This window comes from Mesorhizobium sp. M7A.F.Ca.MR.362.00.0.0, assembly GCF_004023175.1.
GTDB lineage: Bacteria > Pseudomonadota > Alphaproteobacteria > Rhizobiales > Rhizobiaceae > Mesorhizobium.
Window position 1 is genome coordinate 704 of sequence record NZ_RZTF01000086.1, and the last position, 15,325, is coordinate 16,028.

The following is a 15,325-nucleotide window of genomic DNA, read 5'->3' on the forward strand; positions in this document are numbered from 1 at the left end:
ACATCATGCGCAGGAAGGCGGCCATGTCGAGCAGGCGGTGGCGCGGCAAGGATGGGGCGGCCCGGAACCGGCGGATCACGATCGCCAGGCCGAGCAGCATGGCCAGGAACTCACCGGTGACGGTCGCCCAGGCAACGCCGGCGACACCCCAGCCAAGTTCCAACCCAAGCAGAAAACAGAGCGCGATGTTGATGCCGTTCAGCACCAATTGCAGCATCAGCCCAAGCCCGCCCTCGCCGCGCCCCAGCACATAGCCGAGGATGGCGTAGTTGATCAGCGAGAACGGCGCCGCGAGCAGCCTGATCCTGATGTAGACGCCCATCGCCTCGCTGACGCGCGGTTCGGCGCCCATGAACTTTTGCCCGGCGATGGCGACCAGCGGCGCAAGGGCAGCGAGCACGATGCCGGCGATAACCGCGATCAGCACGGCGCGCCAGAACACCGCCTGTTCCTCCAGGGCGTCGCCGCGCCCAAACGCCTGTGCGACGAGCCCGGTGGTGCCCGAGCGCAGGAAATTGAAAGAGGTGAAGACGACGTCGAAGATCAATGCGCCGGCCGCCAGGCCGCCAAGCAAGGCGGCATCGCCGAACTGGCCGATGACAGCCGTGTCGACCAGGCCGAGCATCGGCGTCGTCAGATAGGCAAGCGTCATCGGCACGGCGATGGCGAGCACGGAACGATTGGTGACGACAAATGATCCGGGGTTGATTGGGGATCTGGCGTCGGCTGGGGTTGCACCCTGGTCCAAGGATTGCTGCCTTGCTGATTGCGGCTTGATCGAACTGCCGATGTGCCCCATTTTCCAGCCACCGCGCAATCACTCTTCCCGTGACGGCCAACCGAATCCCCGGCCTGGCGCGAGCCGCCGGATCCAATTCATGCCCCTGCAGATCGTCCATCATCCCGACTACGACGCCGGCTTCGCCGTCAACCACCGCTTTCCGATGAGCAAATATCCCTTGCTGATGGAGGCGCTGCGTACACGCGGCTTCGCCGGCCCCGACGCGCTCAGCACCGCCGAACCGGCACCGGCATCATGGCTGGAGCTTGCCCATGCGACGGACTATGTCGACCAGGTCGTCAACTGCCGCGTGCCCGAGAAGATCGAGCGCGAGATCGGTTTTCCGATCGGACCCCGCGTCTCGCTGCGCGCGCAGCTTGCCACCGGCGGCACCGTGCTGGCGGCGCGGCTGGCCTTGCGCCACGGCATCGCCTGCAACACCGCCGGCGGCAGTCACCATGCACGGCGCGCGCAAGGCGCGGGCTTCTGCACCTTCAACGATGTCGCCGTCGCCGCGCTGGTCCTGCTCGCCGAAGGCGCGGCACGCAACATCCTGGTCGTCGATCTCGACGTGCACCAGGGCGACGGCACGGCGGATATTCTTGCCGATGATCCACGCGTCTTCACCTTTTCCATGCATGGCGACCGCAACTACCCCGTGCGCAAGATCGCCTCCGACCTCGATGTCGCGCTGCCCGACGGCACGGGTGACGCCGCTTACATGAAGAGGCTCGCCGCCATCCTGCCGGAGCTCTCCGCCCAAGCCCATTGGGACATCGTGTTCTACAATGCCGGCGTCGACGTCCATGCCGAGGACCGGCTTGGCAGGCTGTCGCTATCGGATGACGGCCTGCGCGCCCGCGACGACATGGTGATCAGCCACTTTCGCACGCGGGGCATTCCGGTCTGCGGCGTCATCGGCGGTGGCTATTCAACTGACGTGCCCACGCTTGCCGCGCGCCACGCCATCCTGTTCGAGGTGGCCTCGGGCCACGCCCGATAGCACGATCTTGTCCAAAAACCGCGTGCCAGGGTTCGCTGACGCGGACCTGCGGTTCGGGATCATGCTCTACTTCCGGTAGTTGGCGAGCCTCAACAGGATGAAGGCCGGCACGACGATAGCCGCGCCCAGCAGGATATAGCCGAGGAAACGGTCGATGGCGTGGAAGCCGAGATTCCACAGGTCCATGAAGAATTTGCGGATGCCGTAGAGCACATCCATCGGCGACCAGCCGAAGGCGTTCATGACCAGGCCGACGAGGAAAGACACCACCAGCAGTTTCAGGATCACCTTGAGCGGCGAGTCGCCAAGAAAGCGCGTCAATGCGGACAAGGCCCGTCTCCAGATTGAGGTACCCTGGCTAGAGGGCGTCAGCCAGACATACGCACTTGGCTTGTCCGCTTCAAGCCGGGAGTTCTGCGGGATAGCGAGACACCGAGCATAGTGTGGCCGCAAGCCGAGCCCAGGCGCATGGCAGACTGCCGGCTACTGCCGCAGCGATCCCGCTGGCTTATCTGTTTTCTAACCAATTGCCGCTATTCCCAATCGAATAGCGGGAGCAAGGCTTTGGTGGAGACGGAGAGAAACACCGCGCGACGCGGCGTCATGCTGTCGGTGGTCATCCCATGCTACAACGAGCTGGATGGCGTGGCCGAACTGCATCGGCGGGTAACGGCCGCATGCCTTGAACAAGGCCCTTCCTACGAGATCGTCCTTGTTATCGATGGCGCGACCGACGGCACGCGCGAGGCCATTCTCCAGCTGGCCGAAAAGGACGACCATGTCGTCGCCATCGACCTTGCCCGCAATTACGGCCACCAGATCGCGTTGAGCGCCGGGCTCGAATTCTGTCGCGGCCAGCGCATTCTCATTCTCGATGCCGACCTGCAGGATCCGCCTGAACTGCTCGGCGCGATGATGACGAAGATGAACGAAGGCTTCGATGTGGTCTACGGCCAGAGGCTGACGCGCGATGGCGAAAGCTGGTTCAAGCTCGCCTCCGCGTCCATGTTCTATCGCTTGCTGCGCCGGATGGTCGACGTAGACATAGCCCCGAATACCGGTGATTTCCGGCTGATGAACCGTCGCGCGCTCGACCATCTGAACGCGATGCCAGAGCGTTACAGGTTTATTCGCGGCATGGTGAGTTGGATCGGGCTGAAACAGGTGGCTTTCCCCTATGAGCGGCACCGCCGCTTTGCCGGCACCACCCACTATCCGCTGAAGAAAATGCTTCTTCTGGCGGTCGACGCGATGACCAGCTTCTCCATCGTGCCGTTGCGGTTCGCCTCGCTGCTCGGAATGATGTTCGGGCTTCTGGGCCTGGTCGTGCTCGGCTACACGCTGCTCGAATGGTCGGTCGGAAACGTGTTGCCCGGCTGGACCAGCCTTGCCGCGATCGTGCTGATCCTCGGCAGCGTCCAGCTTATGGTGCTCGGGATCTTCGGCGAGTATCTCGGGCGCATGTACATGGAGACAAAGCGGCGGCCGCTCTACTTCGTCAACGAGATCGTTTCGCGCAGCCAGGCAGTGGAGGACGGCGAATTGCCGGTCCATCGCCTGCAGGAGATGGCAAAGAGGGCCGCACGTGCTTGAGGCGGAGTTCGACCGGTTTGCGCGGGAATATCAGGAGCAGCATGCCGCAAGCATAAGGCTGAGCGGCGAAAACCCGGATTTCTTCGCCAGGTACAAGATCGACGACGTCGCCGCGACGCTGCGGCGGGCCGGTGTCAAACCGCGACGAATACTGGATTTCGGCGCCGGCGTCGGCAATTCGCTAGGCCATATGCGCAACGCGTTTCCCGACGCGGAGATCACCTTGCTCGATCCTTCGCGGGAATCGCTCGACATCGCCAGCAAGCGCTTTCCCGGCCAGGCCGCCTTCACGCATTTCGACGGCAAGACAATTCCCTTTGCCGACGGCAGCTTCGACCTGGCCTTCGCGGCCTGCGTCTTCCACCATATTCCCGAGAACCTGCAGATCGGGCTGTTCGCCGAGATCGGCAGGGTGCTGGCCGATGGCGGCAGCTTCTTCGTCTTCGAACACAATCCCTGGAACCCGCTGACCACGCACGCGGTGAGAAACTGTGCCTTCGACGAAAACGCGGTTTTGATAAATTCGCGCGAGATGCGCGGGCGCATGGCCGAGGCGGGCCTTGCCAACACGAGGATCGTCTACCGGATTTTCTTTCCTCGGATGCTTGCGAGACTGAGGCCGTTCGAGCGCTTCCTCACCAAGGTACCTGTCGGAGCCCAATATTTTGCGCATGTGGTCAAGCCTGCCGTTTGACTTCCCGAGGATGCTGCGATTTGGCGCCGTCGGTCTGTTGAACACGGCGCTGGGATACGCGGTCATCCTGGCCGGGCTTGCGCTCGGTCTGGGCGACATCCTTGCCAACGCCACGGGTTATGCCGCCGGCCTTGTCCTCGGCTTCTTCCTCAACCGCCAATGGACCTTCAGCAGAGCCGATGGCTTCCAGCCCGGAACCGCGCTGCGCTACGGGGGTGTCTTTCTGGTCGCCTACAGCATCAATCTGGCCGTCGTGATCGCCGCCCGTTCGGCAGGCATCGTCGAAAACCCGCTGGTCCACCTCGCGGGAATCTGCGTCTATTCGGTGGTTTTCTATCTTGGCTCGGCCCGCTTCGTGTTTGTGGGACGTGGGGACGACAGCACCGACCGCACAGTTCGGGTGGCCGACAAGCCTCGGCGGCAGTCCGCCAGTCCAACACCTTGAACCCAACTGTCACCGGAACCGATCAGAGGCGGCGCATCATGAACGACGCTCAGGCCAGTGTGGCGGCCGCGACATACAACGAGCGGAACAGGCTGATCTTCTGCCTGCTCGCGGCCTTGGCGATGGCGGGTGCGTTGGCTGCCCAGGCAGGCGCCACCCTGCAGGATCCCGACAGCTGGTGGCAAGTGAAAGTCGGTCTCGATTTCCTGACAAACCGGACATTTCCGACCGTCGATCCTTACTCCTACACGTTTGCCGGCCAGCCCTGGATTGCCAAGGAATGGCTGGGGCAGGTCCTGCTGGCTCTTGCCTACCGGGCGGGCGGCTGGAACGGGGTCGTCACCGCGATCATCGCCTCGATCTCCCTGACGGTTTTCCTCATGGGGTGGTTTCTCAGCGCATGGCTGAAACCGATCCTGGCGATTACACTGGCCTTCGCGGCGGTGTTCCTGATCAACCCGATCTTCACGGCGCGTCCGCATGTCTTCACCTTCCCGATCATCGTCATCTGGACGGCGGTGCTCTTCGGTGCGGCAAGGGAAGAACGGGCGCCGCCCTGGTGGCTGCTTGTCCTGGTCGTATTATGGGCGAACCTGCACGCCACCTTCACCTTGAGCTTCGTCATCGCGGCTTTCGCCGGTCTCGATCTGCTGGCGCGCACGGGCCTGTCAAAACCGGCCCTGCTGGCGAAGTGGATCGCGTTCGGCCTGCTTTGCCCGCTGGTCAGCCTGTTCCACCCGTACGGCGTCCAGGCCATCCTGGCGACGCTCGCCGTGGCTTACGGCAATGAGGCAGTGTCGCTGATCATGGAATGGAAACCGTTCAATCCGCCGGACAGTCCCGTCCAGGAAGCGGTGATGCTGCTGGCGCTTTTCGGGCTATTGGTGTCCCGATTGCGAATTGGCTGGGCCAAGGCGTTGTTCGTCGTCTTCACCTTGCATGTCTATCTCGCCCATGTGCGCTTCATGTATCTGTTCTTCCTGCTGATTCCGCTGGTGATGGCGGCAGAGGTCGCACAGCAATATCCCTCGCTTTCAGCCACCGCGTGGCTGGCCGAAAAGCGCGACGGGCTGGAGAGATTCGTCGCCAGGCGGTTCTACGCCATCTGCGGCACGGCAGCCGTTCTGCTGATTGGCGGGGTCGCTGTGCTCGGCAGCGTCTATCAGGTAGCGCCAAGTCCGAAGACATCGGCCAGCGGGGCGCTGGCATTCGCGCAAAGCCATCATCTATCCGGCAACGTGCTGAATTCCTACAATTTCGGCGGCACGCTGATTTTCCACGGGTTCAAGACCTATATCGACGGACGGACGGACCAGCTGTTCCTCGGCGGTTTCACAAAGAGCGATAACGACACCGGACGCGGCGACGGCAAGCCGCTCCTCGAAGCCCGCCTGAAGAAATACGCAATAGATTGGGCGCTGCTATCGGCCGACGACAGCCGCATTCCCTTCTTCGACCAGTTGGGCTGGAAACGGGCCTATTCGGACGACTACGCGGTAATCTATCTGCCCGGCGCCTGATCCCGGTGCGTTCCTGGCGAATTTCGCGACAGCAATATATGCCTTGACACCCATGTTGCAGCGCAGCAAAATTGCTGCCTGAGGGTAAGCCTGTGAGATCGACGAGCCGGGATTTTCAGCACGATCGACGACATCGCCGCATGAGCGTGTCGGGTGCGGCCGCACGGATCCTGGTGGTCGCGCGCGGGCCGGCCGGATGAACTACCGGCGCGACATCGACGGTCTGCGGGCCGTTGCGGTGCTGCCTGTCGTGCTCTTCCATTTCGGCGTGTCCGCCATTCCCGGCGGCTTCACCGGTGTCGACATCTTCTTCGTCATATCGGGCTATCTGATCAGCGGCAGCCTGCTCGATGATCTTGAGCGGGGCCAATTCTCGATCGGCCGCTTCTACTGGCGCCGCGCACGGCGCATCCTGCCGGCGCTGACCTTCGTCATCCTGCTCGCGAGCATTGCCGCCTGGTTCATCCTTCTGCCTTCGGATCTCCACGAATTCAGCCTCAGCGTGATCGCCGCCTCGACCTTCTGGTCGAACATCTATTTCTGGAAAACGACGAACTATTTCTCCATCGACGCCGAACTGCGGCCGCTCCTGCACACATGGTCGCTTTCGGTGGAAGAGCAGTATTATATCTTCGCGCCGATCCTCCTTTATCTGATCTACCGATACGTCTCGAAGCGCTGGCTGACGGTACTTCTGCCGATGGCCATCGGCAGCTTTGCCCTGGCAGTCATAGCAACCTCGCTGGCACCGACGGCAGGGTTCTATCTCTTGCCGACGCGCATATGGGAGCTGGCGCTAGGCGCCATGCTGATGTTGCGGAAGCCTCCGGTCCTAGCCAGTCGGCTGGCGGCGGACCTGATCGGCCTCGCCGGCTTTGCCCTCATTGCATTTGGCTTTGTGATGATTTCGGACAGCGATCCGTTTCCCGGCTACAATGCCCTATTCCCCTGCATCGGAACAGCTCTGCTGATCTATGCTGGCCAGGATAGCGCCGACAGGCCGGCACCTGTCGCCACTCGCGTGCTTCGGTTGGCGCCGCTGGTCTGGGTCGGCCTCATTTCCTATTCGCTTTACCTCGTCCACTGGCCAATCAACTCCTTCGTCCATTATCTCTCCTTGAAGACTGTCGGTGTGCCAACGATTATCGCGATGACGGTTGCCAGTTTCGCCTTGGCGGCATTCTCCTGGAAATACGTCGAGCAACCCTTCCGCCACAAACGAGCCTATACCGCCCCGCTGCCCATCTTCGCCTTTTCGGCGACGGCAATCGTGCTGCTGTGCGCCGGTGGTTTGGCCGGCGCACTGGGCAACGGTTTCCCGCAACGGTTTCCGGATTTCTCGACAGAACGTATCCGGGTCGGCGACTGGCGCAACGGCATCTGTTTCAACGAAAACGGGACCCGCATCGAAGACTGGAACCTTGCCGACTGCACCCGGACAACGGGCTTTGCCACCAATGTGCTGCTGTGGGGCGATTCTTTCGCTGCCCACTATGTTCCGGGACTTGAGCCCAACGCCCAGAAAATCCAGGCCAATGTCATCCAATACACCTATGCCGGCTGTCCGCCCGACCTGACCTATTTTTCCTATGCTCGGCCCGCCTGCACCCGCTTCAACGAACGGGCCTTGTCTATCATTCGCGACGCCAACATCCAGGCGGTGATCCTGAGCGGCCGATGGACCGACTACCAGGCCAGGGGCTTCGACGGCCTGCAGAAGACGATCGATCGGCTTCGCGGGATGGGGGTCAAGGTCTATACCGTCGGCCAGTCTCCGGAATTCATCGCCGACGTCCAGAAGATCGCTTTCTTGGTGAGACGGGAGCATGCCGGAACCACATCCTGGCCGATGGCTATGGATCCGGACATCAACGCACGGGTTCTGCCGTTCACCAAAGGGGCCGATTTCATAGATCCGCTGACGTATCTGTGCGACTCGGCCGGTTGTTCATACGCCGACGCCACGACCAATGAATTTCTCTACTTCGACTATGGCCACTTCTCTTCCGCCGGCGCGACGCTGGCCATCTCGAAATACTGGCCAAGCTTCGCCACCAGCAATGAGGTCGCGGAGGCAAAACGGCAATTCACGGCCGCGGGCGCGCCGTGATCCGCAGCACGACCGTCGTGAGAGCATACCGCTTTGCGATTGCCCGAAGGCTAACCCTCATGGTAACGAGGGCGCACGCGGGTATGATGTAATGGTAGCTTGTCAGCTTCCCAAGCTGAACGCGAGGGTTCGATTCCCTCTACCCGCTCCAGTCTAAGGCGTCAGAACCATTTCAGCGCCTGCCTGTTCGTCGAACACAACCGAGCAGCCTCGCGCAAGCGCCACCGTTGCGAGGGCGTTTGCCGCCACGTCATCCGATGAAACGAAATCGCCGGTCAACACCCGCAATTCTTCAACGCCTTCAGCCATGGAAACGAAATTCCCGACCGATCGATCGTGCTTGCAGGCCTCGATCACGTAAAGCAGATCGATGATTTCGAAGCTGCGCATGTTCAGCCTCCAGAAGAAATCGTCCCTTGCAAGATCATGAACGCATCGGCGGGAAACAATGTTCCCAGCTCGCTTTCGTCAGCCTCGGCCTGGCGGTGCTTTCGCCGGACAACCTTACCCGAGCGAGCCATCATCCCACTTCTCTCAGGATGAAGTCGTGCAGCATCTTGGCGGCCGGCGACAGTGCGCGATTCCTGACCGTGATTAGGCTGTAGGGCCTGACCTCGATGTCGAATTCGGTCTGGACGACGTCGATGGCGCCGGCCAGCCCGTCAGGGTTCTGGATGAATTTCGCCACCTGGACAGAGACCGGTGCGATGGCATCGGATTGCGCGACCATGACCAGGGTCAGGAGCAGCGAACTGGTGTTCAGGATACGGTCCGGCAAAGCGATGTTGCGGTTGAGGAAGTTGCTCTCCATGGCCTGGCGCAAGGGCGAGCCGCCAGACTGGAAGACCCAGTCATAGGCGGCGGTCTCTTCCAGCCGCACCGCCTCGCCCTTGGTGAGCGGATGGCCCCGGCGCACGATCAGGCAGGCCTTCTCGACGCCGATGACGCGCGACTCGAACAGCCGCGGATTGAGATCGTCCGGGATGCGGGCGATGATGAAGTCATGGCGCGTGGCGATCAGCTCGCGTGCCAGCACATTGGAGGTCTCGACCTGCATGGTGATCTCGATGCGCGGATAGATGCGGCGGATTTCACGAATTGCCGGCACCGCCAGCTCGATTGCAGGCGCGGTCACGGCACCCAGGAAAACCGAACCACCCTTGCCCGCCTTGAGCTCGGAAATCTCGCGGTCCACCTCACGCATCTCCAGCAGGATCGAGCGCGCCCGCCTGGCCAAAGCCTTGCCGTATGGCGTCAAGGTGATACCGCGCGGCAGCCTCTCGCACAGCTTGACCTCCAGCACCGCCTCCATCTCTGCGATCATGCGCGAGGCCGCCGGCTGCGAAATATTCAGAACCTGGGCTGCCGCGCTGACCCGGCTGTGGTCGTCTAGCGCGACGATCATGCGCATGTGACGCAGACTGAGACCGCTGCGCAGCAGGGTTTCGCCATCGCCCGGTGCTTCTCTGTAACCATTTGAAGCTGTTGTCGGATTCCCGGGCCGCGCCATCGCTTTTCCCTGCCTTCTGCTCGTGTAAGGCCGACCTTGGAGTCAGCCCGTCACGTCCCAATACATATACCAACCATGATATAGCAACCATCAAAGATCGCATTTGACAGTTATGGCAAAGACCCACACCCTCCGCGCGTTCCAAGACGTGACGGTCGCTGACGAGAAAAATCGTATCGATTGAATCAGCGTCTCGGGGCCATGGGAGGATACCGGAGATCGATATGACGGCAGCAGTGCCCTTGGCGCTTCTGCACGATTGCGCGGCCCGCGACCCCCGGGGTGCCGCGTCCATCAAACAGGGAGAGTTAAAGTGAAAATCATCAAGACACTGGCCGCCGTCGCGGCCCTTGGCATCGCTGCCATGACCTACTCGGCGCACGCAGCCGACAAGGGTCTTGTCGGCGTGCTGATGCCGACCAAGACCTCGCAGCGCTGGATCAATGACGGCGACGCCGTCAAGTCCCAGCTCGAGGCTCTCGGCTACACCGTCGACCTACAATACGCGCAGGACGACATCCCCAACCAGCTCAGCCAGCTGGAAAACGAAATCACCAAAGGCCCGAAGGCGCTGATCATTGCTTCGATCGACGGCACCACCCTGTCGGATGCTCTGCAGAAGGCCGCTGACGCGGGCGTCGTCGTCGTCGCCTATGACCGCCTGATCAAGAAGACCGCCAATGTCGACTACTACACCACCTTCGACAATTTCGGCGTCGGCGTGATCCAGGCGAATTCGCTGGTCAAGGGCCTCAAGGAGCGCTTCCCGAACACCAAGCCGTGGAACGTCGAACTGTTCGGCGGCTCGCCCGACGACAACAACGCCTTCTTCTTCTACGACGGTGCGATCTCCGTCCTGCAGCCACTGATCGACGACGGCTCGATCAAGATCAAGTCCGGCCAGACCGGCATGGACAAGGTCGGCACGCTGCGCTGGCTCGCCGCCACCGCCCAGGCGCGCATGGACAATCTGCTGTCGGCCAACTATTCGGACGGCAGCCGCGTCGATGGCGTTCTGTCGCCCTATGACGGCCTGTCGCGCGGCATCACCGCCTCGCTGCGCGCCGTCGGTTACGGCACGGACGCACAGCCTTGGCCGATCGTGACTGGCCAGGATGCCGAGACCGCCTCGGTCAAGCTGATCATCACGGGCGAGCAGTACTCGACCGTGTTCAAGGACACCCGCGAACTGGCCAAGGCCACCGTCGAGCTCGTCGACAAGGTGCTCTCGGGCGGCAAGCCGGACGGCCTCGATGAAAAGACCTACAACAACGACGTCAAGGTCGTCCCCTCGATCCTGTTGACGCCGCATGAGGTCGACAAGTCGAACTACCAGGCGCTGGTCGTCGACTCCGGCTACATCAAGGCCGACGAACTGAAGTAACCCCGGTTACAAAGTCAGGGGTCCTGCGCAACGCAGGGCCCCTTTTCGTTCACCAGCGAGCCCGGTATTGTCGCCGACCTCGCCGGCAATGTTTGCCGACCTCTCAAGGAGCGGTTGTCCCATGGCCTCGACGATTTTGGAGATGCGCGACATCACCAAGACGTTCCCCGGCGTGAAGGCGCTGTCGAACGTCAACCTCAGCGTCGAGGAAGGCGAGATTCATGCCGTGGTCGGCGAGAACGGCGCCGGCAAGTCGACGCTGATGAAGGTGCTGTCGGGCGTCTATCCCTCAGGAACCTATGACGGCCAGATCATCTTTAACGGCGGGGAATGCCAGTTCAAAGGCATCCATGACAGCGAGCGCAAGGGCATCGTCATCATCCACCAGGAACTTGCGCTGGTGCCGATGCTGTCGATCGCCGAAAACATCTTCCTCGGCAACGAGCACGCCAGATACGGCATCATCGACTGGAATTCCAACGAGGCGCGCACCAGCGCCCTGTTGAAGAAGGTGGGCCTCAAGGAGGACCCCAAGACGCTGATCACCAATATCGGCGTCGGCAAGCAGCAGCTGGTCGAGATCGCCAAGGCGTTGAGCAAGGAAGTCAAGCTCCTGATCCTGGACGAGCCGACGGCGTCGCTCAGCGAAAAGGACAGCCAGGCGCTGCTCGACCTTCTGCTCGAATTCAAGCGGCAGGGCATGACCTCGATCCTGATCTCGCACAAGCTCAACGAGGTGAACCGGGTCGCAGACAAGGTGACGGTGATCCGTGACGGGCGCACCATCGAGACGCTGGCCAAGAAGGACATCTCTGAAGACCGCATCATCACTTCGATGGTCGGCCGCTCACTCGACGACCGCTATCCGCCGCGCGAGCCTGACATCGGCGAGGTCGTGTTCGAAGTGAAGAACTGGTCGGTCTATCACCCGATCCATGCCGAGCGGCAGGTGATCAAGGGCATCGACATCAACGTGCGCAAGGGCGAAGTGGTGGGCATTGCCGGGCTGATGGGCGCTGGCCGCACCGAATTCGCCATGAGCCTGTTCGGCCGCTCCTACGGCCGCCGCATCTCCGGCGAGGTGCTGCTCAAGGGCAAGCCGGTCGACGTTTCCTCGGTGAGCAAGGCGGTCCAACACGGCATCGCCTACGTCACCGAGGACCGCAAGACCTACGGTCTCAACCTCATCGACCATATCAAGCACAACATCACGCTGGCCAATCTTGGCGGCGTCTCGCGCCACAGCGTGATCGACGACATGCGCGAGCTCGCCGTTGCCAACGACTATCGCAAGAAGACCAATATCCGCGCGTCCAGCGTCTATCAGATGACCGGCAATCTCTCCGGCGGCAACCAGCAGAAAGTGGTGTTGTCGAAATGGCTGTTCGCCGACCCGGACGTGCTGATCCTCGACGAGCCGACGCGCGGCATCGATGTCGGCGCCAAGTACGAAATCTATACGATCATCGCCCGTCTCGCGGCTGAGGGTAAGGCGATCGTCGTCATCTCGTCGGAAATGCCGGAATTGCTTGGCATCACCGACCGCATCTACGTCATGAACGAAGGGCGCATCGTGGGCGAAATGCCCGCCGCGGAAGCAAGCCAGGAAAAAATAATGCGCGCCATCGTTCGTGGAGAAGGAAAAGCAGCATGAGCACCGAAAGCGCCCCCGCCCCGCAGGGCAACGTCGCCGAAGAGCAGCGCCCACGCATCGCCGTCTCGGCGCTGACGACGAACCTGCGCGAATACGGCCTGATCCTGGCGCTGATCGCCATCATGGTGTTCTTCCAGTTCACCACGAACGGAACGCTGTTCAAGCCGGTGAACCTGAGCAACCTGGTGCAGCAGAACTCGTTCATCATCGTGATGGCGCTGGGCATGCTGCTGGTCATCGTCTCCGGTCATATCGATCTAAGCGTTGGCTCGGTCGCTGGCTTCATCGGCGCGCTGGCGGCGATGATGATGGTCATCTGGCCGCTCGGTCCGTTCAGCAACCCGCTGGTGGTTTCGATCATCTGCCTCATCGTGGGCGGCGCGATCGGTGCGGCGCAAGGCTACTGGATCGCCTATCACCGAATACCGAGCTTCATCGTCACGCTGGCCGGCATGCTGATCTTCCGCGGCATCTGCCAGGCCCTGCTGGGCGGCGGATCCTCGGTGGGGCCGCTACCCGATGGCTTCAAGGCGCTCAGCTCCGGCTTCATCCCGGATGTCATCGGCCCGCTGACGCTGATCCCGCCGACAGTGAACGCGGCCGGCAAGACCATCATGGGCAGCGGCCTGACTCTGCACATGACGACGATCGTGCTGGGCCTGATCGCTGTGCTGGCCTACGCCTATTTCGGGGTGAGGACGCGCCGCAAGCGCGAACGCCATGGCTATGAGGCCGAGCCCTTTGCCCTGTTCGTCGTCAAGACGCTGGTCGGCAGCGCGCTGGCGCTGTTCCTGGTCTACCAGTTCGCCAGCTACAGGGGCCTGCCCGTGGTGCTGCTCGTCATGGGCGTGCTGATCTCGCTGTTCGTCTTCGTCACCAAGCGCATGACCATCGGCCGCCGTATCTATGCCATGGGCGGCAATTCCAAGGCCGCGCAGCTGTCAGGCATCAACACCGAGCGGCTGACGCTGATGGTGTTCATCAATATGGGCGTGCTGTCGGCGCTCGGCGGCCTGATCATCGCGGCGCGACTGGGACAGGCGGTGCCGGCCGCGGGCCTCGGCAGCGAGCTCGACGTCATCGCCGCCGTCTTCATCGGCGGCGCCTCGGCGATGGGCGGCGTCGGTCAGGTCATCGGCGCGGTGGTCGGCGGCTTCATCATGGGCGTGATGAACAACGGCATGTCGATCATGGGCGTCAATGTCGACTGGCAGCAGGTGGTCAAAGGCCTGGTGCTGCTCGGTGCCGTGATCTTCGACGTCTACAACAAGAACAAGGCTTGAACGGGCTTAAGAGCAATTCCAGGAAAATGTGAAACGGTTTTCCGCCTGGAATTGCGCCAAGACAATGAGTTAGAGCGGTTCGCCGTTTCCGTGAAACGGTGAACTGCTCTAGGCGAGGCAAGCAGGAGGCATACGATCGCGGCGCTGCCGGCAACCCGCCGGTAACAGAAGTCCCTGAGGGACCAGGCCCGCGAGCGCAATCCGAACTGAGAATTTAAACCGTGGCATGGACGAGGTCCCGGCCGCGCTGAGTAAGGTCTGCCGTTTTGGCAGTCCTGCCAAGGCAAATGAGAGAGGATTCATCATGCTGATCTCCCAGATCCTCGACGACGCCGAGACCATCCGCGTCGTCGCCCGCAATGGCGGCAAGACCCGGATCATCAATGGCGCCCGCAGCGTCTATTCGCTGGCGATGGAGGCCGCCCGCACCGGCGTCGGCCTCGTCGCGCTGATCGAACGCAAGGGGCTTGGCGAGACGGTCGATCTCGAGGCCGCTTACAAGAAGGGGCGGCTGCTGTCGCCGATCAATCACCCTGATCCGGCGCATCTGCACCTGACCGGCACCGGGCTGACGCATCTCGGCTCCGCCGCGACGCGCGATTCCATGCACAAGAAGCTGAGCGCCGACGGCGAGGAGCAGCTCACCGATTCCATGAAGATGTTTCGCATGGGGCTGGAGGGCGGCAAGCCGGCGAATGGCCAGATCGGCGTGCAGCCGGAATGGTTCTACAAAGGCAACGGCACAATGGCGGTGGCGCCAGGTGCCGCACTTCTGTCACCGGCCTTTGCCAAGGACGCCGGCGAAGAGCCCGAGGTGGCCGGCATCTATGTCATCGGCGACGACGGCGCACCTTTCCGCGTCGGCTTCACGCTGTCGAACGAGTTTTCCGACCACGTCACCGAGCGCGTGAACTATCTGTTCCTCGCCCATTCCAAGCTGCGCAATGCCTCGTTCGGTCCGGAAATCCTGATCGGCGACCTGCCGCCCGATATCCGCGGCACCTCGCGCATCGTGCGTGACAGCGAGGTGCTGTGGGAAAAGCCGTTCCTGTCCGGCGAAGCGAACATGTCGCACACCATCGCCAATCTCGAACATCACCATTTCAAATACGCGGCCTTCCGCCAGCCGGGCGACGTGCATGTGCATATGTTCGGCACGGCCACGCTCTCTTTCGCCGACGGCATCAGGACCGAGGCCGGCGATGTGTTCGAGATCGAGGCCGGGGACTTCGGCCTGCCGCTGCGCAATCCGCTCGAGATCGAACAGCCGGTGAAGGTGGCGGTGAAGGCGCTGTAGAAAGGGTAATCTCCCCCCTTGAGGGGGAGATGTCGCCGAAGGCGACAGAGG

General features: G+C 62.1%; 13 protein-coding genes, 1 tRNA gene and 1 pseudogene. 11 read left to right on the forward strand and 4 right to left on the reverse strand.

From position 1 onward, the window contains the following. A pseudogene (locus EOC06_RS42490) lies at positions 1-748 on the reverse strand (MATE family efflux transporter); the annotation flags it as partial. 130 nt (positions 749-878) lie between these two features. Between EOC06_RS42490 and EOC06_RS13635 the strand changes: the two are divergent. Continuing rightward, the gene (locus tag EOC06_RS13635) at positions 879-1,784 is read left to right on the forward strand and encodes a histone deacetylase (RefSeq protein ID WP_128307992.1); all 906 of its coding nucleotides are present in this window, start codon (positions 879-881) and stop codon (positions 1,782-1,784) included. A gap of 66 nt (positions 1,785-1,850) precedes the next feature. Here the strand turns inward: EOC06_RS13635 and EOC06_RS13640 are convergent, their stop codons facing one another. Then, on the reverse strand, positions 1,851-2,114 hold the full coding sequence (locus tag EOC06_RS13640) for a DUF6460 domain-containing protein (protein ID WP_013533620.1): 264 nt from the start codon (positions 2,112-2,114) through the stop codon (positions 1,851-1,853). A gap of 273 nt (positions 2,115-2,387) precedes the next feature. Between EOC06_RS13640 and EOC06_RS13645 the strand changes: the two genes are divergently transcribed. From EOC06_RS13645 to EOC06_RS13670, 6 genes are all read left to right on the forward strand, one after another. Then, entirely contained in the window at positions 2,388-3,377 is a 990-nt protein-coding gene (locus EOC06_RS13645; RefSeq protein ID WP_185929007.1) for a glycosyltransferase family 2 protein, read from the forward strand. Then, positions 3,370-4,071 carry a class I SAM-dependent methyltransferase gene (locus tag EOC06_RS13650; protein ID WP_127266715.1) on the forward strand — a complete coding sequence of 234 codons (702 nt, stop codon included), beginning with the start codon at positions 3,370-3,372 and terminating at the stop codon, positions 4,069-4,071. Before EOC06_RS13645 ends, EOC06_RS13650 begins: the two co-directional genes overlap by 8 nt. Positions 4,072-4,081: 10 nt before the next feature. Beyond that, positions 4,082-4,516 (forward strand): GtrA family protein, encoded by a 435-nt coding sequence (locus tag EOC06_RS13655; protein WP_281062076.1) that lies wholly within the window; start codon positions 4,082-4,084, stop codon positions 4,514-4,516. A gap of 38 nt (positions 4,517-4,554) precedes the next feature. Next, positions 4,555-6,036 (forward strand): hypothetical protein, encoded by a 1,482-nt coding sequence (locus tag EOC06_RS13660; protein ID WP_128307994.1) that lies wholly within the window; start codon positions 4,555-4,557, stop codon positions 6,034-6,036. Positions 6,037-6,232: 196 nt separating this feature from the next. Beyond that, complete coding sequence (locus tag EOC06_RS13665; RefSeq protein ID WP_127330890.1) at positions 6,233-8,146, forward strand: acyltransferase family protein; 1,914 nt, start codon at positions 6,233-6,235, stop codon at positions 8,144-8,146. Between the two features lie 77 nt (positions 8,147-8,223). Then, positions 8,224-8,297 (forward strand) — tRNA-Gly (locus tag EOC06_RS13670). 2 nt (positions 8,298-8,299) lie between these two features. On the opposite strand, the gene EOC06_RS13675 is transcribed toward EOC06_RS13670, so the two are convergent. Both EOC06_RS13675 and EOC06_RS13680 read right to left on the reverse strand, forming a co-directional pair. After that, positions 8,300-8,536, reverse strand: coding sequence for a hypothetical protein (locus tag EOC06_RS13675; RefSeq protein ID WP_023813880.1), 237 nt, complete (start codon positions 8,534-8,536; stop codon positions 8,300-8,302). A gap of 130 nt (positions 8,537-8,666) precedes the next feature. After that, positions 8,667-9,656 carry a LysR family transcriptional regulator gene (locus EOC06_RS13680; protein ID WP_127395813.1) on the reverse strand — a complete coding sequence of 330 codons (990 nt, stop codon included), beginning with the start codon at positions 9,654-9,656 and terminating at the stop codon, positions 8,667-8,669. Between the two features lie 313 nt (positions 9,657-9,969). On the opposite strand from EOC06_RS13680, the gene chvE reads away from it, so the two are divergent. The 4 genes from chvE (at position 9,970) to araD1 (ending at position 15,274) form a co-directional block, all read left to right on the forward strand. After that, positions 9,970-11,040: a multiple monosaccharide ABC transporter substrate-binding protein gene (gene chvE, locus EOC06_RS13685; protein WP_127266709.1), complete on the forward strand. Its 1,071-nt coding sequence runs from the start codon at positions 9,970-9,972 to the stop codon at positions 11,038-11,040. Between the two features lie 121 nt (positions 11,041-11,161). Further along, entirely contained in the window at positions 11,162-12,694 is a 1,533-nt protein-coding gene (gene mmsA, locus EOC06_RS13690) for a multiple monosaccharide ABC transporter ATP-binding protein (RefSeq protein WP_127266708.1), read from the forward strand. After that, complete coding sequence (mmsB, locus tag EOC06_RS13695) at positions 12,691-13,977, forward strand: multiple monosaccharide ABC transporter permease (protein ID WP_027038593.1); 1,287 nt, start codon at positions 12,691-12,693, stop codon at positions 13,975-13,977. The genes mmsA and mmsB overlap by 4 nt, the downstream gene beginning before the upstream one ends. Positions 13,978-14,281: 304 nt before the next feature. Beyond that, on the forward strand, positions 14,282-15,274 hold the full coding sequence (araD1, locus tag EOC06_RS13700; protein ID WP_127319683.1) for an AraD1 family protein: 993 nt from the start codon (positions 14,282-14,284) through the stop codon (positions 15,272-15,274). Positions 15,275-15,325 lie beyond the last annotated feature (51 nt).

Bases quoted from the DNA above. Each gene is read 5' to 3' on its own strand.
- EOC06_RS13675 (WP_023813880.1), bottom strand. From the start codon at position 8,536: ATGCGCAGCTTCGAAATCATCGATCTGCTTTACGTGATCGAGGCCTGC.
- mmsA (WP_127266708.1), top strand. From the start codon at position 11,162: ATGGCCTCGACGATTTTGGAGATGCGCGACATCACCAAGACGTTCCCC.
- EOC06_RS13645 (WP_185929007.1), top strand. From the start codon at position 2,388: ATGCTGTCGGTGGTCATCCCATGCTACAACGAGCTGGATGGCGTGGCC.
- EOC06_RS13680 (WP_127395813.1), bottom strand. From the start codon at position 9,656: ATGGCGCGGCCCGGGAATCCGACAACAGCTTCAAATGGTTACAGAGAA.
- mmsB (WP_027038593.1), top strand. From the start codon at position 12,691: ATGAGCACCGAAAGCGCCCCCGCCCCGCAGGGCAACGTCGCCGAAGAG.
- EOC06_RS13660 (WP_128307994.1), top strand. From the start codon at position 4,555: ATGAACGACGCTCAGGCCAGTGTGGCGGCCGCGACATACAACGAGCGG.
- EOC06_RS13635 (WP_128307992.1), top strand. From the start codon at position 879: ATGCCCCTGCAGATCGTCCATCATCCCGACTACGACGCCGGCTTCGCC.
- EOC06_RS13665 (WP_127330890.1), top strand. From the start codon at position 6,233: ATGAACTACCGGCGCGACATCGACGGTCTGCGGGCCGTTGCGGTGCTG.
- EOC06_RS13655 (WP_281062076.1), top strand. From the start codon at position 4,082: ATGCTGCGATTTGGCGCCGTCGGTCTGTTGAACACGGCGCTGGGATAC.
- araD1 (WP_127319683.1), top strand. From the start codon at position 14,282: ATGCTGATCTCCCAGATCCTCGACGACGCCGAGACCATCCGCGTCGTC.